Source organism: Paenibacillus puerhi, from assembly GCF_009846885.1.
Classification (GTDB): Bacteria; Bacillota; Bacilli; order Paenibacillales; family NBRC-103111; genus Paenibacillus_G; species Paenibacillus_G puerhi.
Window position 1 is genome coordinate 40,245 of sequence record NZ_WUWM01000033.1, and the last position, 22,961, is coordinate 63,205.

At 50.2% G+C, this 22,961-nt stretch carries 23 protein-coding genes; 19 read left to right on the plus strand and 4 right to left on the minus strand.

All coding sequences use genetic code 11. From position 1 onward, the window contains the following. Positions 1 to 250: 250 nt before the first annotated feature. The 5 genes from GSF01_RS23975 (at position 251) to GSF01_RS23995 (ending at position 6,232) form a co-directional block, all read left to right on the plus strand. Positions 251 to 1,399 carry a GntR family transcriptional regulator gene (locus tag GSF01_RS23975; protein ID WP_159887809.1) on the plus strand — a complete coding sequence of 383 codons (1,149 nt, stop codon included), beginning with the start codon at positions 251 to 253 and terminating at the stop codon, positions 1,397 to 1,399. Positions 1,400 to 1,417: 18 nt separating this feature from the next. Further along, complete coding sequence (locus GSF01_RS23980) at positions 1,418 to 2,236, plus strand: MBL fold metallo-hydrolase (RefSeq protein ID WP_159887810.1); 819 nt, start codon at positions 1,418 to 1,420, stop codon at positions 2,234 to 2,236. A gap of 56 nt (positions 2,237 to 2,292) precedes the next feature. Next, positions 2,293 to 3,405: an extracellular solute-binding protein gene (locus GSF01_RS23985; RefSeq protein WP_159887811.1), complete on the plus strand. Its 1,113-nt coding sequence runs from the start codon at positions 2,293 to 2,295 to the stop codon at positions 3,403 to 3,405. A 92-nt stretch (positions 3,406 to 3,497) separates the two neighbouring features. Beyond that, positions 3,498 to 4,505: an ABC transporter ATP-binding protein gene (locus GSF01_RS23990; protein ID WP_159887812.1), complete on the plus strand. Its 1,008-nt coding sequence runs from the start codon at positions 3,498 to 3,500 to the stop codon at positions 4,503 to 4,505. Positions 4,506 to 4,522: 17 nt separating this feature from the next. Next, positions 4,523 to 6,232, plus strand: a complete 1,710-nt coding sequence (locus tag GSF01_RS23995; RefSeq protein ID WP_159887813.1) for an ABC transporter permease — start codon at positions 4,523 to 4,525, stop codon at positions 6,230 to 6,232. A 110-nt stretch (positions 6,233 to 6,342) separates the two neighbouring features. Here the strand turns inward: GSF01_RS23995 and GSF01_RS24000 are convergent, their stop codons facing one another. Next, on the minus strand, positions 6,343 to 6,996 hold the full coding sequence (locus tag GSF01_RS24000) for an adenine nucleotide alpha hydrolase family protein (RefSeq protein WP_159887814.1): 654 nt from the start codon (positions 6,994 to 6,996) through the stop codon (positions 6,343 to 6,345). Between the two features lie 216 nt (positions 6,997 to 7,212). Between GSF01_RS24000 and GSF01_RS24005 the strand changes: the two genes are divergently transcribed. The 8 genes from GSF01_RS24005 to GSF01_RS24040 all read left to right on the plus strand — a co-directional run bounded on the left by GSF01_RS24005 (position 7,213) and on the right by GSF01_RS24040 (position 13,410). Next, complete coding sequence (locus GSF01_RS24005) at positions 7,213 to 9,606, plus strand: Na+/H+ antiporter subunit A (RefSeq protein ID WP_159887815.1); 2,394 nt, start codon at positions 7,213 to 7,215, stop codon at positions 9,604 to 9,606. Beyond that, complete coding sequence (locus GSF01_RS24010) at positions 9,603 to 10,028, plus strand: Na(+)/H(+) antiporter subunit B (RefSeq protein ID WP_159887816.1); 426 nt, start codon at positions 9,603 to 9,605, stop codon at positions 10,026 to 10,028. Before GSF01_RS24005 ends, GSF01_RS24010 begins: the two co-directional genes overlap by 4 nt. Continuing rightward, positions 10,028 to 10,366 carry a Na(+)/H(+) antiporter subunit C gene (locus GSF01_RS24015; protein ID WP_159887817.1) on the plus strand — a complete coding sequence of 113 codons (339 nt, stop codon included), beginning with the start codon at positions 10,028 to 10,030 and terminating at the stop codon, positions 10,364 to 10,366. The genes GSF01_RS24010 and GSF01_RS24015 overlap by 1 nt, the downstream gene beginning before the upstream one ends. Further along, positions 10,359 to 11,846, plus strand: a complete 1,488-nt coding sequence (locus tag GSF01_RS24020) for a Na+/H+ antiporter subunit D (protein ID WP_159887818.1) — start codon at positions 10,359 to 10,361, stop codon at positions 11,844 to 11,846. The genes GSF01_RS24015 and GSF01_RS24020 overlap by 8 nt, the downstream gene beginning before the upstream one ends. A 22-nt stretch (positions 11,847 to 11,868) precedes the next feature. Beyond that, complete coding sequence (locus GSF01_RS24025; protein ID WP_328803706.1) at positions 11,869 to 12,354, plus strand: Na+/H+ antiporter subunit E; 486 nt, start codon at positions 11,869 to 11,871, stop codon at positions 12,352 to 12,354. Then, on the plus strand, positions 12,354 to 12,638 hold the full coding sequence (locus tag GSF01_RS24030; RefSeq protein WP_159887819.1) for a Na(+)/H(+) antiporter subunit F1: 285 nt from the start codon (positions 12,354 to 12,356) through the stop codon (positions 12,636 to 12,638). Before GSF01_RS24025 ends, GSF01_RS24030 begins: the two co-directional genes overlap by 1 nt. Further along, entirely contained in the window at positions 12,616 to 12,987 is a 372-nt protein-coding gene (gene mnhG / locus GSF01_RS24035) for a monovalent cation/H(+) antiporter subunit G (protein ID WP_159887820.1), read from the plus strand. The genes GSF01_RS24030 and mnhG overlap by 23 nt, the downstream gene beginning before the upstream one ends. Positions 12,988 to 13,236: 249 nt before the next feature. Continuing rightward, positions 13,237 to 13,410 carry a GapA-binding peptide SR1P gene (locus GSF01_RS24040; RefSeq protein WP_235941713.1) on the plus strand — a complete coding sequence of 58 codons (174 nt, stop codon included), beginning with the start codon at positions 13,237 to 13,239 and terminating at the stop codon, positions 13,408 to 13,410. A 153-nt stretch (positions 13,411 to 13,563) separates the two neighbouring features. Here GSF01_RS24040 and GSF01_RS24045 read toward each other — a convergent pair whose 3' ends face one another. Beyond that, entirely contained in the window at positions 13,564 to 15,414 is a 1,851-nt protein-coding gene (locus GSF01_RS24045; protein WP_159887821.1) for a sensor domain-containing diguanylate cyclase, read from the minus strand. Positions 15,415 to 15,641: 227 nt separating this feature from the next. Here GSF01_RS24045 and GSF01_RS24050 point away from each other — a divergent pair, with 227 nt between their 5' ends. The 6 genes from GSF01_RS24050 (at position 15,642) to GSF01_RS24075 (ending at position 21,360) form a co-directional block, all read left to right on the plus strand. Then, positions 15,642 to 16,910 (plus strand): hypothetical protein, encoded by a 1,269-nt coding sequence (locus tag GSF01_RS24050; protein WP_159887822.1) that lies wholly within the window; start codon positions 15,642 to 15,644, stop codon positions 16,908 to 16,910. A gap of 62 nt (positions 16,911 to 16,972) precedes the next feature. After that, positions 16,973 to 17,695: an ABC transporter ATP-binding protein gene (locus GSF01_RS24055; protein WP_159887823.1), complete on the plus strand. Its 723-nt coding sequence runs from the start codon at positions 16,973 to 16,975 to the stop codon at positions 17,693 to 17,695. Beyond that, positions 17,682 to 18,434, plus strand: coding sequence for an ABC transporter permease (locus GSF01_RS24060; RefSeq protein ID WP_159887824.1), 753 nt, complete (start codon positions 17,682 to 17,684; stop codon positions 18,432 to 18,434). Before GSF01_RS24055 ends, GSF01_RS24060 begins: the two co-directional genes overlap by 14 nt. Before the next feature lie 12 nt (positions 18,435 to 18,446). Further along, on the plus strand, positions 18,447 to 19,883 hold the full coding sequence (locus GSF01_RS24065; RefSeq protein ID WP_159887825.1) for a sensor histidine kinase: 1,437 nt from the start codon (positions 18,447 to 18,449) through the stop codon (positions 19,881 to 19,883). A gap of 14 nt (positions 19,884 to 19,897) precedes the next feature. Then, complete coding sequence (locus tag GSF01_RS24070) at positions 19,898 to 20,593, plus strand: response regulator transcription factor (protein ID WP_159887826.1); 696 nt, start codon at positions 19,898 to 19,900, stop codon at positions 20,591 to 20,593. A gap of 305 nt (positions 20,594 to 20,898) precedes the next feature. Beyond that, positions 20,899 to 21,360, plus strand: coding sequence for a CBS domain-containing protein (locus GSF01_RS24075; protein ID WP_159887827.1), 462 nt, complete (start codon positions 20,899 to 20,901; stop codon positions 21,358 to 21,360). A gap of 51 nt (positions 21,361 to 21,411) precedes the next feature. On the opposite strand, the gene GSF01_RS24080 is transcribed toward GSF01_RS24075, so the two are convergent. Both GSF01_RS24080 and GSF01_RS24085 read right to left on the minus strand, forming a co-directional pair. Next, positions 21,412 to 21,927: a hypothetical protein gene (locus tag GSF01_RS24080; RefSeq protein ID WP_159887828.1), complete on the minus strand. Its 516-nt coding sequence runs from the start codon at positions 21,925 to 21,927 to the stop codon at positions 21,412 to 21,414. Positions 21,928 to 22,078: 151 nt separating this feature from the next. Further along, complete coding sequence (locus tag GSF01_RS24085; protein WP_159887829.1) at positions 22,079 to 22,939, minus strand: helix-turn-helix transcriptional regulator; 861 nt, start codon at positions 22,937 to 22,939, stop codon at positions 22,079 to 22,081. Positions 22,940 to 22,961 lie beyond the last annotated feature (22 nt).

Sequence of the window (22,961 nt, forward strand, 5' to 3'; positions counted from 1 at the left end):
GGGACTAACGTTGATTTACAAGAAATAAAAAAATATGTCATTGAATATGTCAGTGACATCAAGTAAGCTCGATTTAGATCACCTGCCAGGGAGGATACGCCACATTGGCAGCAGCAAGCCGGCAGGTTGGATCTCCGCCAGTTCGTGATCAGGAGATACAGGTTATTAGCCAGAGCTGACGTTGATAGCGCTTCCATATTCTTCCCGTTCTGGGAGGGGAGCCAGTAACCAAAACGAGGGATGACCATAGATGAAGAATGTACGTGTGACGAAAAAACCGAATCAACAACTGTATTTGCTTATTGCTGATAAGGTGGTAGAGATTATTCAGAGCCGCAGGCTTCAGCCTCATGATCCCGTCCCTTCGGAAGGAGAGCTTGCTAAGCTGTTCGGCGTAAGCCGAATGACCAGCAAGCTGGCATTGGAGAAGCTGGCGGAACAGGGGATGGTATACCGCTTGCCGAGGAGGGGGACCTTTCTGTCCGGACAGCAGGACGTCCCGCCTCCCAACGAAGAGCTTCCGGCAGTAATCGTGCCGCCGGCTCCGGTAGAAGTGAAGCGCAGCAGGCAGATCGCGCTGATCGTCCCCCATCTGTCCGATTACACCTCCAAGATCATCGCCGCCGCCGAACTGGAAGCGAGGAAGCATGATTCCGATCTTATTCTGAAAATCAGCAGGAATAGGGAGGATGAGGATCACTGCCTGCAGAGGCTGGTGGAAGGGGGAATCGACGGTATCATCTTGTTTCCGCAGGGGCGGAAAACGTGCAGCGATCAGGTGCTGAGGCTGAAGCTGCAGCAATTTCCGATTGTGATCATTGACCGGATTTTTCGCGAGATTCAGATTGACTGCGTCTATCACGATCATTATCGGGGCTCTTACGAGATGACCAAGTACTTGATCGAGAAGGGATTCCGGGAAATCGGGTACACCTCGAATGCGATCGATAATATCACGAGCCGGGAGGAAAGGTATCAAGGCTATATCCAGGCACTGCTCGATCATGCGATTCCGGTCAAAACGCAATATATCCATTTTAGAAGCGTGCCCTGCGATCCGAGCCGTATTCATGAGAGCGATCCGGAGCAGGAGCAGTTTCTCCAAGAAAACCCGCAGTTGACGGCTTTGATGTGCGGAGACGATCATCTGGCGATCTCCAGCCTTTCTACCGCTTTGCTTATGGGGATTTCCGTCCCCGATAAACTGTCCATTGTCGGGTTCTCCGATATCCACCTCTCGGCGTTAACGCCGATACCTCTTACCACTGTAAGACAGGATACCGAGAAGCTTGCGCAATCGGCCTTTGCGCTGCTCATGAAGCGAGTGAACCAATCTCATGAGAAGCCGGTTATTACCAAAATTCAAACGACGATCGTCGAAAGGAAATCCGTTCGCTAGGATTGACAGGAGGACACTATGAAAATTCATTTTCTCGGCACCGCGGCCGCGGAGGGCTTCCCCAATGCATTCTGCCGTTGTGAGTATTGCATCGAGGCACGAAAGCTGGGCGGAAAAAACATACGTACACGCACCTCGGCCATTATTGACGATGTGATCAAATTCGACTATTCGCCCGATTCCTATATGCAGGCGCTGCGCGACAACATTGATTTGGGCGCGATCGAGCATCTGCTTGTGACCCATACGCACTCGGATCATTATAACGCCTACGATCTGGAATGTCGGAGGGCAGGCATTGCCCATAATCTTCAGCATCCGCTGCATATTTACGGGAACGATGCCGTGATGCATCATACGCGTCTCGCCATCGGCCGCTTCGCGGGAGAACGGTTTGCTTTCCACCTGCTGCGTCCCTTCGAGACGATCACAGTGGGCGATGCCCTGGTAACACCGCTGCTTGCCGATCACGACAGTATGGAGACCTGCTTGCTGTATGTGGTGGAGAAGGAAGGCAAGAAGGTGTTATACGGACATGATTCGGGCTGGTTCCCTGAAGCTACATGGGCATGGTTAAAGGGAAAGCAGCTGGATTGCGCGATACTCGATTGCACGCACGGATACACAGGGAAATCCCGCGACCGCAATCATATGTGCATCGAGACGGTGCTGGAGGCTCAGCGCGAATTCCGCAAGGAAAACATTTTGAAAGAGGAAGGGTGCATCATCGTCACGCACTTCAGTCATAATTCCAAGCTGCTGCATGACGAATTCGTTGACATATTCAAGCCGTCCGGAGTCGTGGTGGCCTATGATGGAATGATTATTCATATCTAGACTAGCCGCCTTCTTATATAAACCTACAAAACCCATACCCGAAGGAGTGTCTAACAATGATGAAGAAAATGGTAAGCATGTCTCTGCTGTCGGTCCTGTGCCTGGCTGTAACCGCTTGTGGCGGAGGCAATAACAATGGAAGCAGCGCGGGGTCTACCCCACCGGCGACTACGCCTTCCGCTTCTGCGCCCGCACCGAGCGAGCCGGTTAAGAATGAGAAGCTGATTGTGTACACGAATGCGAATTCCGATGGCCGCGGCGAATGGCTGATCGAGAAAGCGAAAACGGCCGGCTTCGAAATCGAGCTTGTCGGGGCAGGCGGCGCTAACTTGACGAACCGGTTGATCGCCGAGAAAAACAACCCGATCGCCGACGTGGTATTCGGCTTGAACAATATGCTTTATGAGAATTTAAAGAAAGAGAACGTTCTGACCAAATATGTACCGAAGTGGGCTGGAGAAATTGAACCGGGCTTGAACGACCCGGAAGGCTACTACCACGGTCTGGTGAAGCAGGCGATTCTGCTTGGCTATAACCCGAAAGACTTTACAGCAGAAACGGCGCCGAAGGATTGGACCGACCTCTACAAAAATGCGGCCTTCAAAGGCAAATACGAAGCTCCTACTTTGCTGGGACAAATTACGCCGCAGCTGGTAGTCGCAGGTATTCTGACTCGACACCAGGATCCGAAGGGTGACCTGGGCATTGCCAAGGAAGGCTGGGATGAAATCAAGCAATTGTTTGACAACGGAGTCAGAGCGGTCGAGGGAGAAGACTTCTACGCCAATCTGGCAAGCGGCAAAACACCGCTTGGAGCCGTCGTATCCGGTACGCTCAGCAAGAAAGAAGAGCAGTACAAAGTGAAGGCAGGCATCGTAAGTCCATCGATCGGCGTGCCGATGATTGTGGAGCATGCTGCGATTGTTAACGGTACGAAGAAGAAGGCAACGGCCGAGCGCTTCGTCGAATGGATGGGAACCGCTGACGTGCAAGGGGAATTTGCCGCGAAGTTCAATTCCATGCCTGCCAATACGAAAGCCGTCGATAAAGCCAATGAGTCCGTGAAAGCCTTGTATGCTTCGCTGAAGGCGCAGCCTTTGGATTGGGGCTTCATTGCCGGGAATATTGGGAAATGGGTAGAGAAAATCGAATTGCAAATCATGAAATAAGTTCGGGTAAAGCTCAGGGCGCACTGCATATTGGAGGTTCCAATATGCAGTTGTTCTTTAAGTTAATCAAAAAAAGGATATAGGGGTTACTTATGATAACATTTGAAGATATTCAAATTAAATTCGGCAGCTTTCATGCGATCAAAAACCTCAATCTGCACATCAAAGAAGGCGAGTTTTTTACCTTTCTCGGACCGTCCGGCTGCGGGAAAACGACGATACTCCGCAGTCTGGTCGGCTTTATTAAGCCGACGAGCGGGCAAATCAAGCTAAGCGACAGGGATATCACCCATGTGCCGATCGAAAAAAGAGGGATCAGCATGGTGTTTCAGAGCTATGCCTTGTTTCCGACGATGAATGTTTATGAGAATATCGCCTTCGGCATGAGGGTCAAAAAGGCTTCAAGGGACGAGGTCGACCGGGAAGTGAGGGACATCGCCCAGAAGGTGGATTTGAAGGAAGCCCAGCTGTTCAAGAAAGTGTCCGAGCTCTCCGGCGGTCAGCAGCAGCGCGTAGCCATCGCCAGAGCGCTGGTCCTGAAGCCGAGCATTTTGGCGCTGGATGAGCCCTTATCCAATCTGGACGCCAAGCTAAGGGTGCAATTGCGCAATGAGCTGAAGGACCTTCAGAAGCGGTTCGGCATTACGACGATCTATGTTACGCATGATCAGGAAGAAGCGCTGACCTTGTCCGATCGCATCGCGGTATTCAACAATGGCATCGTGGAGCAGGTCGGCACGCCGCAGGAAGTTTACAATCAATCCCGGACGGAATTCGTATGCAATTTTATAGGGGATATCAACAAGATCGATCCGCGGATTATCCTTAATAGCCGGTTGAAGGACTTTATAGACCCGGAGAAAATAGCGTATATCCGCAACGAAAAAGTGAGCCTGCTGCCCCTGCCCGGCACAGAAGCTGTGCAGTTGAAGGGGAAGATCGTCGACCGGGAGTTTTATGGGCTATACAGCAAATTCGTGATCGAAGTTGCCGGCGGAGGCTTGCTGAAGACCATCGAGAAGGAGAGCGGACTTGCTCATCACAAGGTCGGGGACGAGACGGAGATGTATATCCAGGTCAGCGATATTCTGCAGTACTAGGGGAAGGAGGAAGCAGGTTGATTGCAGCAAAGATAAGAAAAACGTTAACATCCATCAATCCGACAACTGTTATTTTTTACGGGCTGATTGCCTGGTTCGTCATAGCTTTTCTGATCTATCCGAATCTTAATATTTATTACGAAATCTTTTTTAAGGGCGGTAAATTTTCATTCGAAGCGGCTGAGAAGCTGCTGAGCTCCGAACGGGCGATGAGAAGCTTGTATAACAGCTTTATTCTGGCCGTGTCTCTGGTCATCACCGTCAATATCGTCGGCGTTACCTTGGTTTTGATCTCGGAATATTTTGATATTAAAGGCGCGAAAGTACTGAGGCTGGGTTATTTTACAACTCTTATTTATAGCGGTGTCGTCCTGGTGTCCGGATACAAATTCGTCTACGGTGAGAATGGCTTCATGACCAAGCTTCTGGCGGGTCTGTTTCCTTCCTTCGATACGACATGGTTTCATGGATACTGGGCGGTTTTATTCGTCATGACCTTTGCCTGTACGTCCAACCACGTTCTCTTTCTAAGCAACGCCATTCGAAAGATCGATTTTCAAACGGTGGAAGCGGCGAAGAACATGGGGGCCTCGACCTTTTATATTTTGTGGAGGGTCGTACTTCCGGTCCTGAAGCCTACGATGTTTGCACTGACGATCCTCATCTTCCTGACCGGTCTCGCTGCAACCTCTGCGCCTCTGATCCTGGGCGGGGTAGAGTTCCAAACCATCACTCCGATGATCCTGACCTTCTCGAACAGCGTGTCCTCCCGGGATTTAGCCGCTCTGCTGGCGCTTATTCTCGGTTTGGCAACTTTGGTCTTGTTATCGATTATGATCCGGTTTGAAAGAAAAGGAAATTTCATGTCCGTCTCCAAAGTAAGATCGGAGCTGATCAAGCAAAAGATTAACAACAAGCTTGCCAATATTGCCGCGCACGTTCTGGCGTATTTCTTGTTTCTGATCTATATCATTCCGGTTGTGCTTATCGTGATCTTCTCTTTCACGGATGCACACAGCATATCTACCGCAACCCTGCATATCAGCGGGTTCTCGCTTGATAATTACATTCAGGTGTTCTCCAAGATGTCGGCCTTCAAGCCTTACCTGGTGAGCATCGTATATGCCGCTGGGGCGGCGGTAGCTGTCGTAGCCCTGACCTTGATGGCGTCGCGAATTCTGCATAAGTTCCAGAATAAGTGGACGCTTGCCCTGGAGTACGCGCTGCTGATCCCCTGGATGCTTCCTTCGACCTTAATCGCCATCGGCCTCATCGTCACATTCAACACGCCGAGATGGGTGATCGGGAACTCCATCCTGGTAGGAACCGTCTGGATGCTGTTCATTGCTTATGTCATCGTACACATTCCCTTCACCCTGCGGATGGTGAAAGCGTCCTTCTTCAGCCTGGACAACAATCTGGAGGATGCGGCGAAAAATTTGGGGGCCAAGTCTTTCTATACGTTCAGGAAAGTATTGCTGCCCATCATCCTGCCATCGACGCTGGCCGTACTCGCTTTGAATTTCAACGGAATATTGGCCGATTACGATCTTACCGTGTTTCTGTACCATCCCCTGTACCAGCCGCTCGGTATCGTGATCAAGAACAGTACGGATGCACAGGCGCTGGCGGATACCAAGGCGCTCACGCTGGTATACTCCGTTATTTTGATGATCATGTCAGGCCTTACGTTATACTTTGTGTATGGAAGGAAAAGCAAATCATAGGAAGCGGAGCGGGAGGGGCAATCAGCCTCTCCTTTTTGGCATACAAAAAAACGGCATCGCTGCCGTTACAGATAAAGCTCTTGATCTACCCGAAGCGGACGAGCCGCGGGTCAGTCGATCTTTTGGTTAATATCCTCGATAAACCCGTCGTGAATCAGGACTTCCACCATTTCATTATCCTTCATAAACTTGAAGACGCCATTGTTGAAGTCCGTGCCGACTTCCTTGTAGAAGATGCCCTCGTACTTATCCAGGTGCGTATGATTGAAGCAAAGCTTGTAGCCTCCGGCTTCCTCCAGCAGGTAGGCGCGGATGCCCTTTTCATAAAAGCCCTCTTGAACCTTTAATTCGCGCGAGAGCGATACGATGTGCAGATCGACGAAAGATAGCTCGTTCAGCAATACATTAATAATGGAGCCTTTCGTGATCTCTTCCCAGCGGCTTTGAGCGGTTTGCCCGAGCACGATTTGCGTCACATTTTTTTGCTTCGTAACCTCGCTTATGACTTTGACAACAGGGCGTTTCTCATTGTATTTGACAATGAATTCCTGGGCCCCAAGCTCTTCGGCGATTTTTTTCCATGCTGAAATATAATGATTCTTCTCGATATCCCACTCATCTTCCGGTTGCCGGTCGACGGTTAAAACATAGAGAGGACAATTAAGCATATTAGCAATTTTACCGCCTCTGCGAATGAGTCGTTCACCGTTTGGACCATAATATACACAGACGAGTATACATTCATCCATGCTTCCTGTCTTCATTGTTTTGTTCCACCTCTGCCCAATGATAGCTTTAGCCTACAGATAAAGTTTGATGTTGTCAACTTACATAGAGTATAATTGTCATGGCGAACCGTTCGACTTTATACAACGAATCAATTCCTAAACGTCTGTAAGGGCTATTAATCCCTCATATTTCGTTTATGAATACCCTATATGATGTATAACTATACATACAAAAAAGGAGGAGACTCGCTGTTGCCATTATTACACCTTGCCATCCTGTTACCATTTTTAGCCGTCCCCTTTATTCCGCTGTTGTCTAAATATGTGCATCGGATCCATACCGGCTGGTTCGTTATGAGTATTCCTCTCCTTCTGCTGATCTTTTTTGCAGGTTATTATCCTGTTCAGCATCCCATTGAGCCTCTTGTCCAATCCGTGCCGTGGATCCCGTTCCTGGACATCCATTTTGCGATCTATATGGACAGTCTCTCCCTGATGTTTGTTTTGCTCATTACGGGTATAGGCGTTTTGGTCGTGTTTTACTCTATATTCTATATGTCCAAGGAAAGAGAGAAGCTGCATCTCTTCTATGCTTATCTAATGCTCTTCATGGGTGCGATGCTCGGCTCCGTCCTGTCAGATAACCTCCTAGTGCTATATGCTTTCTGGGAGCTTACCAGCGTATCTTCTTTCTTACTCATCGCCTTCTGGTATCATCGCAAAAAATCACGCTACGGAGCCCAGAAATCGATGTTTATTACGATGACCGGCGGATTTTCCATGCTGCTCGGCTTCATTATCCTGTATGCGGCATCAGGGACCTTGAGCATCCGCGAGATCATCGCGGCAGGCGAACAGGTTTCGCAGCATTCGCTGTTTCTTCCGGCGATGTTCCTTATCCTTCTTGGAGCGTTTACGAAGTCTGCGCAATTCCCCTTCCACATCTGGCTGCCGGATGCGATGGAAGCCCCTACGCCTATCAGTGCCTATCTGCACTCCGCTACGATGGTCAAGGCGGGAGTCTACCTTGTCGCCCGTCTCACTCCTATATTCGGCGGTCATCAGGAATGGTTCTGGACCATCACGATCGTCGGTCTCATCACGCTGATCAGCGGCTCCTTGCTCGCGATTCGTCAGAGTGACCTGAAAGCGCTGCTGGCCTTCTCGACGATAAGCCAGCTCGGCCTAATTATGACGCTGCTCGGCATAGGCTCTCTGGCGTTAAATATCGAATTCCGCGACAGCTCGTTACTGTTCGCCGGTGCTGCGCTTGCCGCGATCTTTCATCTGATCAACCACTCGATCTTCAAGGGCTGTCTCTTTATGATGATCGGTATTCTCGACCATGAGACGGGGACGCGCGATATCCGCCGGCTGGGCGGTCTGATCCATGTCATGCCCGTTTCCTTCACCTTAACGATGATCGGCGCTTTCTCCATGGCCGGACTTCCTCCGTTTAGCGGCTTCTTGAGCAAGGAGATGTTTTTTACCGGCGTGCTGACGGCTTCGCGTACATTGGATGGCTGGTTTTTCCTTATTCCGATCATCGCCTGGGTCGCGAGCATATTTACTTTCGTTTACTGTATGATTCTTATCTTTAAGGTGTTCACGGGTCCATACCAACCGAAGCCGCAAGAGCGCGAGCTGCATGAGGCGCCGCTGGGCATGCTCATTTCGCCTATGATCCTTGCCGTTCTTGTCATCCTGTTGTTTTTCTTCCCGAATGTGATAGCGTCTTCGCTGCTGGTACCGACTGTACAAGCGATCCTGCCGCAAGCCTTCGTGAACGGGGAGGAGTGGCATGTTCATATCTCCGCGTGGCATGGCTTTAATACGGAGCTTCTGATGACCATCGGCATTGTCGTTCTGGGAACCGTGCTGTACCGGTATTTAACCCAATTTCGGAATATTTACGAAAGCGTACCGTTCCGGTTCAGCTTGAATCAGGCTTATGATCAAGGGCTTGCGGGGATGGAGAGGATAGCCGGCATCCTGACCCGATTTTACATGACTGGCTCGACTACGCACTACTTGTCCTATCTGTTCGTCTTTCTGATTGTGATGGCCGGAGGCTCTTTGTTTCTTACGGATGGCTTCGAGCTCGATCTGTCCAACAATGCGCCTATCGAGCTATATGAATACATGCTTGGCTTCACGATGGTCGGGGCGGCTGTTTATATCCTGTTTACGAAGTCCAGACTGATCTCGATCATCGCCGTAAGCATCATCGGCTATATCGTTTCCTTGCTGTTCGTTATATTCCGCGCACCGGATTTGGCGCTGACGCAGCTTGTCGTCGAAACGATTTCAACCACACTTTTCCTGCTATGCTTCTACTTTCTCCCCAAGGTTAGCAAGCATGTGACCACGGTAAAGTTCCGGTTGACCAATGCCGTCATCGCCATCGGCGTCGGATTGGTCCTGACCTTAATCGGTCTATCGACGCAAGAGCATCATTTGTTTCCGAGAATTGCGGAATACTATAAAGATTCCTATACGCTGGCAGGAGCGAGGAATATGGTCAATGCCATTCTGGTCGACTTCCGGGCCTTCGATACGATGCTGGAAATTGTCGTTCTCTTCACGGCAGGGGTAGGCATTTATACGCTTATCAAGCTTCGTCATGAGGGGAGGAAGCCTCAATGAAATTTACCGACGTCTTTCTGCAAACCGCGACCAAAATACAAGTGTTCATTATAATGACCTTCTCGATTTATATTTTGTTCGCGGGGCATCACAATCCGGGCGGCGGCTTTATCGGCGGCTTGATTACGGCCTCTGCCCTCGTCCTGCTCTACATCGCCTTCGATCTTCAGTCGGTGCGGGACATCCTTCCCGTGAATTTTAACCAATTGGCCGCGGCCGGCGTGATCGTCGCTGTCCTTACGGGTACGGCATCCCTATTGTTCGATGTTCACTTCCTGACGCAGACATTTACGTATGTCAATCTGCCGTTACTGGGAAAAACGGAGCTTGCTTCGGCCGTCATCTTCGATCTGGGCGTGTATATGACCGTGGTCGGGACCACCATGACGATAATTACAAGTATAAGCGAGGATGAAAAATAATGGAGACGTTCATAACAATTATCGCCGGCATCCTGTTTACAGTCGGAACGTATCTCATCCTGAACAAAAACCTGCTGCGGATTATATTAGGGATTACGATCTTCTCTCATGCCACTCATCTGATGCTGCTTGCCGTTAATGGGATCAAGAAGGGGGCGGCGCCACTTCTCGGGGAGAATGCCGCCAGCTACACAGATCCTATCCCGCAGGCCTTGATCCTTACCTCGATAGTGATCAGCTTTGCGTTGACCGCATTCCTGCTTGTATTGGGTTATCGCACGTATGTGGAGCTGGGCACTGACAATATGAAGCAATTGAGAGGTAGCTCGCATGAGTAATGTGTTGATCCTTCCGATCATCATCCCTCTTCTGGCCGGAATGGGAATGATCTTCTTTCGTCGGCAGGTCCGACTCCAGCAGTGGCTATCCGTCATCAGCATGCTGATGACGATAGGGGTCTCCGCCCTTATCATTCACCGGGTCTCGACCCAGGGCATTCTTGTTCTCGATGTAGGAGGGTGGGAGGCCCCCTACGGCATCTCGCTGGTTGGAGATATGCTGTCGGCCCTGCTGGTGCTGACTGCGAGCATCGTAGGTCTGATGTGCAACCTGTACGCATTCGGTTCCCTGAACCATGAGCATAAGGTTTACTTCGTCTATCCGTTCGTACAGCTTCTGCTTTGCGGCGTGAACGGTTCCTTCCTGACGGGCGATATATTTAACCTGTTCGTCTTTTTCGAAGTCATGCTGATCTCCTCCTATGTGCTGCTCGGTCTAGGGGGGAAGAAGCTTCAGCTCCGCGAATCGATCAAATATGTCATTATTAACGTCGTTTCGTCGACCTTGTTTGTTATCGCGATCGCTTACCTGTATTCGATCACCGGAACACTCAATATGGCCCATCTGTCCGAGCGCATCACCGTCATCGGTCAAGATGGCCTGCTGACGACCGTAAGCCTCATATTCATGACGGTGTTCGGCCTCAAATCAGGGCTGTTCCTGTTTTTCTGGCTGCCAGGCTCCTACAGTGCGCCGCCTCCTGCTATCGCCGCGTTGTTCGCGGCCCTGCTTACCAAGGTGGGAATCTATGCGATTATTCGTACATTTACCCTGATTTTCTACCATCAGTCGGAAGTTACGCATACGATCATTCTCATTTTGGCCGCGGCCACGATGATACTTGGGGCGCTGGGGGTTATTACCCACTGGGAGATTAAAAAAATACTCGCCTACAACGTCATCGTCGCGGTCGGCTTCATCCTGTTCGGCGTAGGGCTCTCTTCCCTGGATTCCTTGACGGGCGCGCTGTTTTATTTGATTCACGACATGCTGGCCAAGGCGCTTATCTTCATTCTGGGAGGAGCGATTATCTCCATCTTCGGCTCGGATAAGCTCAAGAACTTTAGCGGCTTGATTCTCTTCCGCCCATCGCTAGGATGGTTGTTTCTCATAGCCGCGCTTGCGCTTGCCGGCGTCCCGCCGCTGAGCGGCTTCGTGGGCAAAGTCATTATTCTCAAGGGGGGCATAACCGAAGGGCATTTCATCCTGTCGCTGATCGGGATTATTACGAGCCTCATGGTGCTTTACTCCGTAATCAAAATCTTTATCCACAGCTTCTGGGGGGAGACGCTGCTTAGCGAGGGGGATCAGAAGTCGACGGGCACAAGCGCCTTATTACCGGGCTCGATTCTGGTCACCTTGCTCATCGCCATGGGGCTGGGAGCGGAGTGGGTGCTTACCTATGTAGTGCAGGCCGCTGAGGTTATGGCCAATCCATCCCTCTACATCGATGCCGTCTTTAAAAGAGTGAGTTACTGATTCCACCCTGGACGTAAAGGATGTGACGGAAATAACAACCCAGATCTTATTAAATTTGCTGATCGCCTTCGTATGGATGCTTCTCAATGAATCGTGGAACGTCATGATCTTCAGTATAGGCTACGCCATCGGATTTTTGATCATTTTCTTAATGCGCCGGTTTTTCCCCGTACATTTCTACGGCAGAAAAATTATTTCCATTATCAAGTTATTTTCGCTGTTTATCTTGGAGCTGCTCAAGTCGAGCGTTGTGGTTATGATCCAGGTTATGCGGCCCAAGTTAACGATACAACCGGGCATTTTTCGGTCCGATACCATCCTGAAATCCGACTGGGAAATTACGCTGCTTTCCACCTTATTAACCCTGACCCCAGGCTCTGTTGTGATGGAAATCGACCCCAAGGCGGGCGTCTTGTACATTCATGCTATGGATGTTAACGAATTCCGCACGAGTATTTCCAAAACAAAGGATAAGTTTGAGAAGGCGATTATTGAGGTGATGCGATAATGTTCGATACGATTATGCTGCTGGCCATGTTTTTGCTCACGATCTCCGTGGTGATCGCTCTGTACCGTGTGATCAAGGGACCTTCCATGCATGACCGGATCCTCGCGCTCGACTCCATCGGCTACAACATTATCGGAGTCGTGGCGCTGCTCTCGGTTATGCTGGATTCCCACGCCTATCTGGAAACGATTCTGCTCATAGGGATATTGGCCTTTCTAAGCACGATAGCTTTAAGCAAGTATATGGAAGGAGGAGTTGTGATTGGACGGAAAAGGGATGATTGAAATTGTCGTCGGAATTCTAGTGATTAGCGGCACCGTCATGAGTCTGGTTAGCTCGCTGGGCATTATCCGTCTTCCCGATGTATATAATCGCGCGCACGCTTCCACGAAGAGCGCTACGCTTGGAATCCTCTGTATTTTGCTGGGCGCATTCCTCTACTTTCTCTTTACGCATGGAGTGTCCAGTATCCGCTTATTGCTCGGTATCGTATTCGTCTTCCTGACTGCTCCGGTAGCGGGGCATATCATTATTCGTTCGGCCCACCGGTCGAAGGTCGCTCTTGCCGAGATCAGCGTTCAGGACGATCTCCAGGAGTACTTGGACAGCGAGAAGAAAGTCGAATCCAAATAGCGCGAACGTGAAAAAAGGTAAGACGACTCGGTTAGGAAGTTAAACGAGTCGTCTTTTTTTGTGTATAAGACCTGTTAATGAAAGATAATTTCTCTATTGCATATAAATAATATACAATATATAATAATTAGTGTGTCGCAATAAGCGCCAACTAGTTCATTTACATAAGCTTCTTCCCAACAACGGTCGGCGATGGCCCTTCCTTATTGGGCAGGGCTGCAAATCTGATGATAGAAAGGATGAATCGTTATGTCCAACTTCTCAGCCAGCTTAGATTTGGGCAGCATTGTTTGCAAACATTGCCATGAAATGATCGGTACTTTCGACGCGGAGAAAGTCATCATCTATTATTCGGATTGTCAGGAGCATACATGCTTGAAGGAACGTCAAGTCGGGCAAGGCGAGCAGATGTTGGAGGAGTAAGCGGCAGCGGCCGGTACATCGGCCCCTGTGACGAATGAGTAGCTTGGCTTTGCACAACCTAAAAACCGTTCGTTCATTAAGGGAAGAATCATCATCCATTAATGAAGAGAACGGTTTTTGTATATTCCGCCTAAGCTGACCAAGCTTGCTTACTCACACGCTAACGCGATTTCTTCCCGCATGCTTGGCCCGATAAAGAGCTTCGTCTGCCTGCTGAAGGAGCTCCTCCAGCGAGCGGTAGGTGCCTGGAGCGCCCGCGTTGAGCACAGCTACCCCACAGCTGATCGTGATATAGCTTGCTGTCGAGGAGGTGAGATGCTCGATCTCCAGCGAGCATACCCGCTGGGCCATCGATTCAGCGCAAAGCATGGCTTGCTCGAGGCTCCTCCCAGGCAAGATCACGGCGAATTCCTCTCCCCCGTACCGAAAGGCATGGCCTCCGCTAGCAAGCGCGGACTCCTGGATACAGGCTGCTACTTTTTGAAGACAGGCGTCTCCCATCAGATGTCCATGGGTATCGTTGTACGATTTGAAATGGTCGATGTCCATAAGCAGGATGGCCAGGCAAGCTTGCTTCTCCTGAGCCTCCGTCCAGGACCGGCTTGCTGCGAGCGTGAAGTGTCTTCGGTTAGGTATGCCTGTAAGTGCGTCGGCCAAGCTTTGACTTTCCAGTATCGTATTTAATTTTTCGAGGTCGCTGGTCCGCTCTTTTACTTTTTCCTCCAGTGTATTATTCAGTACCATGAGATTTTGAGCCAGCTCCTCGCTCGAGGTAAAGGCCTTGGAAAACTTCTTCGACAGAATGATCGACTGGGCTAAAACAAAGGAAAACAAACCGAGCATCACCAGATTTTCAGATTTGGCATAGCCATGCTGAAATAAAATGTCGTTAATCACGGTGGCAGCCAGGACAATACCTCCGGCCGCGCAGATCAGCGAGCCTTCCCGCCTTCGGTAGCAAGCCAGCGCGAACACAAAGACCGCATACAGGACAGAAATTACGGTGACTATTTGATAATAAACAAGCCAGTTCGTAAATATCGGGGGAGGCAGGGCAAGCGTAATCAGCGAGAAGATCACGCTAATACGGGTAACCCACTTCACAACTATCTCCGAACATTCGCTTGGATAGAGGCTGCGCAGGAACCTGAGGGCAAATGTAACGCTCATGTAGAAACATAAGAATTCTATTCGAATAGAGCTATCCCAAGGGAATCGGGGAAGCAGAACAATGTACAGGGTTTCGCCAATAAATAATCCTCTTGACGAGATGAAAAAGCAGTACAAACCGAAATAAAGAGACGATTTGTCATTCCGACGGATAAGCCATAGGCCCGAGTGATAGACAGCCATGATGAACAAAGCGCCTGCCAAGAACATTTCCAGAGAGATTCTGATCTGCTTGCGCGCCAGCAGAGCTTCGGAGTCGCCGAGCCATAGACTTTGCCAGATCCCCCCATGGTTGTTCGAATAGTTGGATACCTGGATGACCAGGTTAAGCTCCGGCTGGTCCGCGACAAAAGGAATGGTTATGGCCTTCCTGTTCGGAGAGGCGGCTTCCGGCGAAGTCCCAACTTCCCCAACCGAAGAAACCAAGTTACCATTAATCCACAGCTTATAAGCGGTCAGAATAGTCGGTACTTCTAGAGCCAGTGTTTGACCCACAGGAATATTGGTGACTTGAAGAGCGTAAGTCGCATATCCGAGGCCTCCTGGCGTAGCGCCTTCCATCGTGATTTTATCCCATGTGGAGGGGACTTGAACAAGTGCATCGGGAGATTGGGTATCGATCCGGTCGGGCTCGATCAAGCGATTCCAATAAAACTTCCACTCTCCATCCAGGGACACTTTCTTCGGTGTGCCGAAAGGTATCGCTGCAAGCTCAAGTCTCCCCTGCCTTGCTTTATTGAAAGAAGCATCCGGCATCTGGAGACAGCCGGCCAGCAGACTTGCGCAAAGCACAAAAACAAGGAGAAGAATCGAACGGATGTCTGGTCTCATCATGCTACCCTCTGGAATCATGAATTTGGTGTTAAACTAATAAGATTCGACAAACACTTCTAAATTCCTTGTAAGCGGAACATGATCTTCCGACTTGACTCTAAAAAAAGTTAATCGGTAGAGAGTTTATATTTTGTTAATAGGTTATTTAGAAATATTCAATAGGCATCGTTTATACTAGGTAATAAGGAAACGTTTCCTCTATGCTGGATAAGTAAAGGAGATCTGATATGAAATTAAGTAAAAAAGCGATTACGGCACTTTCGTTTACGGTTGGAGCTTGCGTATTTGTATCGACGGCCTTTGCCGACACGCTGATAGGCTCCGGGTACGATCACCTAAAGACCACGGTCAAAAACACTGCCGCTCAGATGGAGAACGGGCTGGGCAACTATACGGTCGAGGCGCTGATTACGCTGAAGGAGAACGACCGGTCCTTGGTGCAAATGTCCACCTTCAGTAAAATCGATACACAGCTGCAGGCTACGGAAAATACATCTTCGAGTCAATATGCCAGCGGGGAACAGAGCAGCAGCTATTCGTATTCCGACAAGAAGCAGTCGGTCTGGAAGAACAATACGGACGGCAAGTACTATGTCACGGAATTCCCCGAAGAGATGAGCCCGTATGAACGGCGGAGCTTTACGAATCCGTTTAATGAAAAGGGAGCTCCTGAAGTCGAGAAAATCGTCGATGCCTTCGTCGGTAATCTGAAGGAAAATATCCAGGCGGAGCTCCACGCGGATGGGGGACGCGTATATGCAGGAAGCTTGTCCGAGGCGCAGGTGCCTGCCGTTGTGAACGCGGTCTCCTCCTTTGTCATGAAGCGGTACATCAGCGACATGGGACGGCTGGAGAGGATGAGCCTGCCGCAAATCGAAGATGATATTTTCGTGAAAAAGGTTACAGGTACGGCCGTTGAGAATAAAGCGGGATTACTGGAGAGCCTGACCGGCGAAGTGGTTTTGTCGGGGAAAGACAAGGAAGGCGTTCAGCATGACATCAAGCTGAATATGGCCTACAAGCTGTCCGATATCGGACAAACAAAGATCAGCCTGCCTGACCTGTCAGGAGCTAACGTCGAAAAAATTACCGAGACGGGCGGCTTTAGCAATAAGCATGTCGGCATTTACAAAAATAACGTGATTACCGAGAAGGACGGCAAGTTCATCAAAATCGGAGAACGAACGCTAGAAATCACGAATGTGGAGAAGAATAAAGTGTCCGGCAAGTACTACGAAACCGTCAAGCCCGGCTATGAAGCCGAGTTCGGGGAATTGTACAATTTTACGTTCGAATACAACCCTGCTTCATCGGGGTCTATGCCTACCTTCACATATAAGAATGCCAAAGGGGAGCAGGAACTGGGTCAGCTCCATCCAAGCTCGAACGGAAAGCTGTATCTCAATATGAATATGGAAATACTGAGCAACGATTCCTACAGATCCAATGACCGTCCGAATTTCGACGGGGAGTTCAGCCGCGTGTTTGAGGAATAACGGATGAAGGGAAGCCGCGGCAGCGGCTTCCCGACTATGATTTGGGGAGATGTTGGAAGTCCATGACCAAAGCGATTGAAATAAACGGTTTGACCAAGGTATACGGGAATGGCCGCGGAATCAGCGATCTGAACCTGGACGTCGATCAGGGCGATATCTTCGGCTTCCTGGGTCCTAATGGAGCGGGGAAGACGACCGCCATGAAAATGATGGCCGGACTGCTGAGGCCGGATCGCGGCGAAGTGAAAATATTCGGAGCCAGTATTCAAGAGGACTATGTCAATGCGATGAAGCATGTGGGCTGTATCATCGAAACGGCGGAGTCGTATCCGTATCTGACGGCTAACGACAACCTGAAGCTGTTCGCCAGGTTTTACCCGCACGTCGATCAGCAAAGAATCGACGAATGCCTGGAAATTACCGGCATGATCAAATATAAACATGAGAAATCAGGGAAGTTCTCGCTCGGAATGAAGCAGAGGCTGGGAGTAGCGGCGACGATTCTCTCGAAGCCGAGGCTATTGATCTGGGACGAGCCGTTGAACGGACTGGATGTCGAGGGCATGCTGGAGATGCGCAGGCTGATCAAGCAGCTAGCCGGGGAAGGCACGACCTTCTTCATCTCGAGTCACCTGATTCACGATGTGGAGCTAACCTGCACCCGCATCGGCGTCGTATACGGCGGAAAGCTCGTCAATACCGATTATACGCATAACATTCTTGCGAATTACGCATCGCTTGAAAACTACTTTGTAAGCGAGGTGGACCGGAATGGCCGGATTTAAAGCCGCATTCATCAATGAAGCCGTGAAGCTGCTCAAAAAGAAAAAATTGATTGCGGCCGCCATCTTGTCCATACTTGCCGTACTGATCGGACAAATTGCCGTCACGGCGATTAAGCACGGACTTGGACTTCGTGTTGTAGGAAGCACGGAGTTTCCGCTCGTGGTGCTGTCGATGTTTGCTTATACGATATTGCCGTTGTTTTCCACGTTCGTAGCGATTGATATGTTCAACGGCGAATTTTCTTCCAATACGATGAAAATTACGCTGACCCGGCCCGTTTCCCGACTCGGCGTATTTAGCGCCAAGGTGTTGAACCTGGCCCTGTTTATCATGGCCAATCTGCTGTTTGTGATGGTACTCTCCCTGGTGGCCGGGTTCCTGTTCAATATGTCGTCCTCAAGCTTGATCGGCATCGGTAGAGTCATCCTATCCTATGTCGCTACGTTTTTTCCTGTGTTCGTATTCGCTCTGCTCGTTGTCCTGCTATCCAATTGGCTGCGGGGCGGATTAGCGGTTTTTTTCCTCGCTATTATCACGTTTATAGCCTTTAACTTTTTGGGCATCGTATTTTCGAGCTATTCGAGCTTTTTCATCACGTCGATGTTCGACTGGTATACGCTTTGGATCGCAGAGTCGATCAATGCGTTTAAAATATTCCGCCAACTCTTAATCATGTCGGGCTGTGGTATAATGTTATTTACTGCAGGTTATTACTTGTTTGACAGAAAGGACATATAGAAAGGGAACCTCATGCATTTGACCAAACGCTTTTTCACGATGAATGCGTTGGCTGTCTTGCTTTCTATCGGTTTGACGGTGTTGGCCGGGGTCATATTTGTCGCTGCGTACACGAAGGTTTTTGCCCGGGAGGCGAATATCCAGGAATGGAATAGAGCATTCGAGGTCCGGACGAAGATCAACGCGATTAAAAATGAAGCGTTGAAACGCGAGTTCGAGCAGCTCCTCGATCAGCGTTATCAGCAAGAGCTGGCGGATCGGGCGAGAGAGGCAGGAGCCGATGCCTTTCTGTTCAGAAATAGAGAAGTTGTCTTCGCGACCCGGCCGTATAACGACATGGATCTGAAGAAAAGCTTCATGCTCGCAGGCGATGCGCACTATCAGGACACGCTGGAGCTTGACGGTAAAACGTATGTGTTCGCGCGCGCGGCCTATAAGCTATCGTCAACCGAGGACGGGGTTCTGCTGCTGCTTGCGCCGATCAAGCTGAACACGGGCTTTGCCCTGCTGCTTGGCCTATTCATCGCAGGCTTTTTCATCCTTGTTTTTCTTCTGACGAATCTGTGGGTGTCGTATACGTTCTCGCGGGGGATCATTATGCCCGTATCGAGGCTGAAGAACGCAGCGGTTCGAATCAGTGAAGGCGATCTAAGCCGCGAAATTGCGGAGGTAGGGGAAGGGGAAGTAAGGGAGCTGAGCAGGACGCTCGAGCTTATGAGGCTTAAGCTGAAGGAGTCCGTCTATTTGCAGCAAAAATACGACGAGAACCGGAAGTTTCTCGTATCCAGCATTTCCCACGATCTAAAGACGCCGGTTACCTCCATAAAAGGTTATATCGAAGGGATCATCGACGGGGTAGCCCAAACCCCCGAGAAAATGGAAGAGTATCTGGAAACGGCCCGCTCCAAGGCGCTGCTTGTCAACAGCATGATTGACGATCTTCTGTTATACTCCAAGCTGGATCTGAATCAGCTGCCTTATCATTTTCAACAAACCGATCTGGCCGGTTATTTCGAGGACTGCGTTGCGGACTATCGGTATGAGTACGAGAAGATGGCCATCCGGTTAGAGCTGATCGACGAGCTGGAGAAGCCCGTTTCTGTTTATATGGATCGCGAAAGATTAAAGAGGGTTATTCAAAACATCCTGGACAATGCGGCGAAATATGCAGACAAGGCTGACGGCAGGGTGACTATTTTTCTTAGAGAGACCCGGACATCGGCCATTATAGAGATAAGAGATAACGGCGAGGGGATACCCGAACATGACCTGCCTCATATTTTTGACCGGTTCTACCGAGCCGATCCTTCGAGAAAAGATGCAGGCGGCAGCGGGCTTGGTCTTGCCATAGCGAAGCAGATTGTTGAGGGGCATGAAGGGAAGATATGGGCGACAAGCGTCGCCGGGGAAGGGACCCGGATGATGATATCGCTCAGAAAGGCACAGTAAGGCTGGAGGTTACGATGAAGAGGATACTGATCGTCGAGGACGACCAGAGCATCGCCACTCTGCAGAAGGATTATCTGGAGCTGAGCGGCTACTCGGTCAAGATTGTGAACAGCGGCCCGGAGGGGCTGAAGGCGCTGGGGGAGCAGGTGTTTGAGCTGGTCATCCTGGATATCATGCTTCCCGGCATGGACGGATTCGAGGTCTTGAAGCAGGTCCGCGAGAAGGATGATATTCCCGTGCTTCTGGTGTCGGCCAGAGCCGAGGAAATCTATAAGATCAACGGTCTCGGCTACGGCGCGGACGATTATATCACGAAGCCGTTCAGCTCAGGCGAGCTGGTGGCCCGGGTCAACGCTCATCTGGCGAAGTACGAACGGATGAAGGAGCGGTTCGGCAAAGGATATGACGGTGGCAAGCTGCTGGTGCGGGGGCTGGAGATTCAGAGGGATTCGCGGAGGGTGTTCGTGAACGGCAAAGAGGTTATGCTGGCGCAGAAAGAATTCGATCTGCTGTTCTTTCTGTTTCAGCATGCCAATCGCGTATTCGGCAAAGAAGAGCTGTTCGAACGCATCTGGGGGATGGATGCGCTTGGCGACGTATCTACCGTAACCGTGCACATCGCCCGAATCCGGGAGAAAATCGAGGCCAACCCGTCCAAGCCGCAATATATCGGAACGGTGTGGGGATCGGGCTACAGGTTTATGGTTTGATGGTTGTTTTCAAATAATGAAGTCCTCACGTAGCGAGCCTCCTGCTGATAAGCGGGAGGCTTTCGCTTTGTTCGAAAGCCCCTGGCGAATAAGCATCACGGGGTGGTGTGCATGAAATCGCTTATGATGGTTTTTTTGAGCGGCTGAGCCGGAAGATGGATGCCCCAATCAAAAAATTACAAGCTCTATGCGATCATGGGTATTGCGTTTATGAGGCAATATATGCTAATGATGGTATATCGAAAGACGCGATGGCTGCTGCTCGTGTACTCGTCGGCGGCGATAAAACTGAAGGAGGCAACTCCATGCTGGCACAGGACATAATGATCCGCAGCGTGTACAAGGTCAAGGAATATGATAAAGTTCGTGCGGTCATCGAGAAATTTATCGATCACCGGATCAGCGGCCTTCCTGTCGTGAACGACCGGAATGAAATCGTCGGTTACATCAGCGACGGGGATATTATGCGGAATATCGGGAAGAAAAGCGACCGAGTCATCGATTTTATGTATTTCTCCATGATCGTGAGCGATCCGTGCGGCATGGAGGAGAAGGTCGCCGATATCCTGGAGCAGAATGTGATGAAGGTATGCAGGAAGAAAGTAACCACGGCCCCCTGGGATATGGACGTTGACCGGATCGCCGCTATTCTGGGGAACCGAAAAATCAAGAAGCTCCCTATCGAGCGCAACGGCGTTCTGGTCGGCATCATAAGCCGCGGAGACGTAATCCGGCATGCCTTTGGAACGATGATCGGCCACGGATAGGGAGAAGCCGCCCGGCATTGTTTCATGCTGCGGGCGGCTTTTCGTGCATGGTCATTGAGAAATAAATTTGCTTATACTTACCTTGGTCACGATTTTATACTTGCCGTTATCCGAATATCGGACGGTATAAATATAAGGGCTGCTGATATAATTCGGGTTGTAGATGACCCAATCATCCCCTCTTTGCCCGAGGATGAACATATTATAGCCCTCGTCATTGTATTCCCATCGGTATGTAGAGAACCAGCGAACGGTCGTGAGTACATACTTGGTAGGCTGGACCTTGGCCAAATCCCGGATCCGAAAGGTAAAGCCATCCAGGCTTACCATGGCAGGCATCGGATAGCCAATGTCATCGTCGTAATAAAGAATATAAAACTCCGACCGGTCTGTATTCGTGACGGTTCCCACCACTTCTCCGGTTGCGATGTCAAACCAGGTCTCCTCCAGATTGAACAAAGCCTTGGCATGATTGTACGGCTCCCCGGTCTGAGCGCTTGCTGACGGAACAAGAAGAAGCAAACACATTCCCAGCATGAACACTTGGATCATTAGCCTCCGGTACACTTCATCCACCCCTTATTGGTTGATGTTGTCAGTATATACCGGTTGGGGAAAATTACATGATCCCAATGATACAATTCGTATTGCTATTTTTTACTACTTATTGCCTATACTTATAATCATTGTATGGAAAACTATGCGTTATGCGAAGGACCTACAGGCCTTCTCCATTTTTTCTCGCGATCGATGGCGTGGTCCCCTTGATTTGCTTGAAGAGCTTGGTGAAATAATTCAGATTCCCGCATCCGACTCGTTCGGCTACTTCCGTGACGGTTAAGCTGCCCGTCCGCAGGAGCCGCTCGGCCTCGTCCATCCGAATCCGGTTGACGAAATCCACGAAGGTGCGTCCGGTAGCGGATTTGAACACTTTGCAGAAGTGATAAGGAGTCAGGTTAACAAATTGCGACGCTTCCGAGAGCGTGAGCTTATCGCCAAAATTCGCCTGGATATGGAGGATCAGCGATTTGAAGCGCTCCATGCGTTTATCTGCTGACGCTAACGGCTCCATGCCGCGTTCGGGCAAATATCTTCGAGCAAGCAAGGAGAAGAGCAGATAGAGCTGGGCTTTGACGACGAGCTCGTACGCTCGCGGCTTGTGCTCGTATTCCCGCTTGATAAGACGCATGATGTCGCGGGCCGCTTGAAATTCGGGTTCCCGGCTGTCATAGTGTACGGGGAAGCGCAGCTTGCCTTCCAGAAACGGAGCCAGGTAATGGTCATGGACCGGATCGCCAAGCATGCCGCCGAGCATGGAGGGATTGAAGACAAGCGACCAGTATTCGACCTCTTCCTCCACGGCGGCGTATCCCACATGAAGACTGCCGCGAGGCACGAGCAGGAGGTCCTCAGGCTGAGCCTCGTAGTGCAAAGTATCGATATGGAAGACGGCCCGGCCGGATACCATATAGATCCATTCAAAATGATCATGCCAGTGCAGATAAAGCGCAGATCTGCCCATCTCACCCGCCTTGCAGCGATTGCGGAACATGTTCAGCGGGTAAGCGCTGTCGTTCATGCGAGTATCCTCTCTAAGATCA

Excerpts from the sequence above, each read along its gene's own strand:
- GSF01_RS24000 (WP_159887814.1), bottom strand. The coding sequence starts at position 6,996 with ATGAAGACAGGAAGCATGGATGAATGTATACTCGTCTGTGTATATTAT.
- GSF01_RS23980 (WP_159887810.1), top strand. The coding sequence starts at position 1,418 with ATGAAAATTCATTTTCTCGGCACCGCGGCCGCGGAGGGCTTCCCCAAT.
- GSF01_RS24065 (WP_159887825.1), top strand. The coding sequence starts at position 18,447 with ATGCATTTGACCAAACGCTTTTTCACGATGAATGCGTTGGCTGTCTTG.
- GSF01_RS24020 (WP_159887818.1), top strand. The coding sequence starts at position 10,359 with ATGAGTAATGTGTTGATCCTTCCGATCATCATCCCTCTTCTGGCCGGA.
- GSF01_RS24055 (WP_159887823.1), top strand. The coding sequence starts at position 16,973 with ATGACCAAAGCGATTGAAATAAACGGTTTGACCAAGGTATACGGGAAT.
- GSF01_RS24075 (WP_159887827.1), top strand. The coding sequence starts at position 20,899 with ATGCTGGCACAGGACATAATGATCCGCAGCGTGTACAAGGTCAAGGAA.
- GSF01_RS24085 (WP_159887829.1), bottom strand. The coding sequence starts at position 22,939 with ATGAACGACAGCGCTTACCCGCTGAACATGTTCCGCAATCGCTGCAAG.
- GSF01_RS24060 (WP_159887824.1), top strand. The coding sequence starts at position 17,682 with ATGGCCGGATTTAAAGCCGCATTCATCAATGAAGCCGTGAAGCTGCTC.
- GSF01_RS24050 (WP_159887822.1), top strand. The coding sequence starts at position 15,642 with ATGAAATTAAGTAAAAAAGCGATTACGGCACTTTCGTTTACGGTTGGA.
- GSF01_RS24045 (WP_159887821.1), bottom strand. The coding sequence starts at position 15,414 with ATGATGAGACCAGACATCCGTTCGATTCTTCTCCTTGTTTTTGTGCTT.
- GSF01_RS24010 (WP_159887816.1), top strand. The coding sequence starts at position 9,603 with ATGAAATTTACCGACGTCTTTCTGCAAACCGCGACCAAAATACAAGTG.
- GSF01_RS23975 (WP_159887809.1), top strand. The coding sequence starts at position 251 with ATGAAGAATGTACGTGTGACGAAAAAACCGAATCAACAACTGTATTTG.
- GSF01_RS23990 (WP_159887812.1), top strand. The coding sequence starts at position 3,498 with ATGATAACATTTGAAGATATTCAAATTAAATTCGGCAGCTTTCATGCG.
- GSF01_RS24040 (WP_235941713.1), top strand. The coding sequence starts at position 13,237 with ATGTCCAACTTCTCAGCCAGCTTAGATTTGGGCAGCATTGTTTGCAAA.
- GSF01_RS24015 (WP_159887817.1), top strand. The coding sequence starts at position 10,028 with ATGGAGACGTTCATAACAATTATCGCCGGCATCCTGTTTACAGTCGGA.
- GSF01_RS24030 (WP_159887819.1), top strand. The coding sequence starts at position 12,354 with ATGTTCGATACGATTATGCTGCTGGCCATGTTTTTGCTCACGATCTCC.
- GSF01_RS24070 (WP_159887826.1), top strand. The coding sequence starts at position 19,898 with ATGAAGAGGATACTGATCGTCGAGGACGACCAGAGCATCGCCACTCTG.
- GSF01_RS23985 (WP_159887811.1), top strand. The coding sequence starts at position 2,293 with ATGATGAAGAAAATGGTAAGCATGTCTCTGCTGTCGGTCCTGTGCCTG.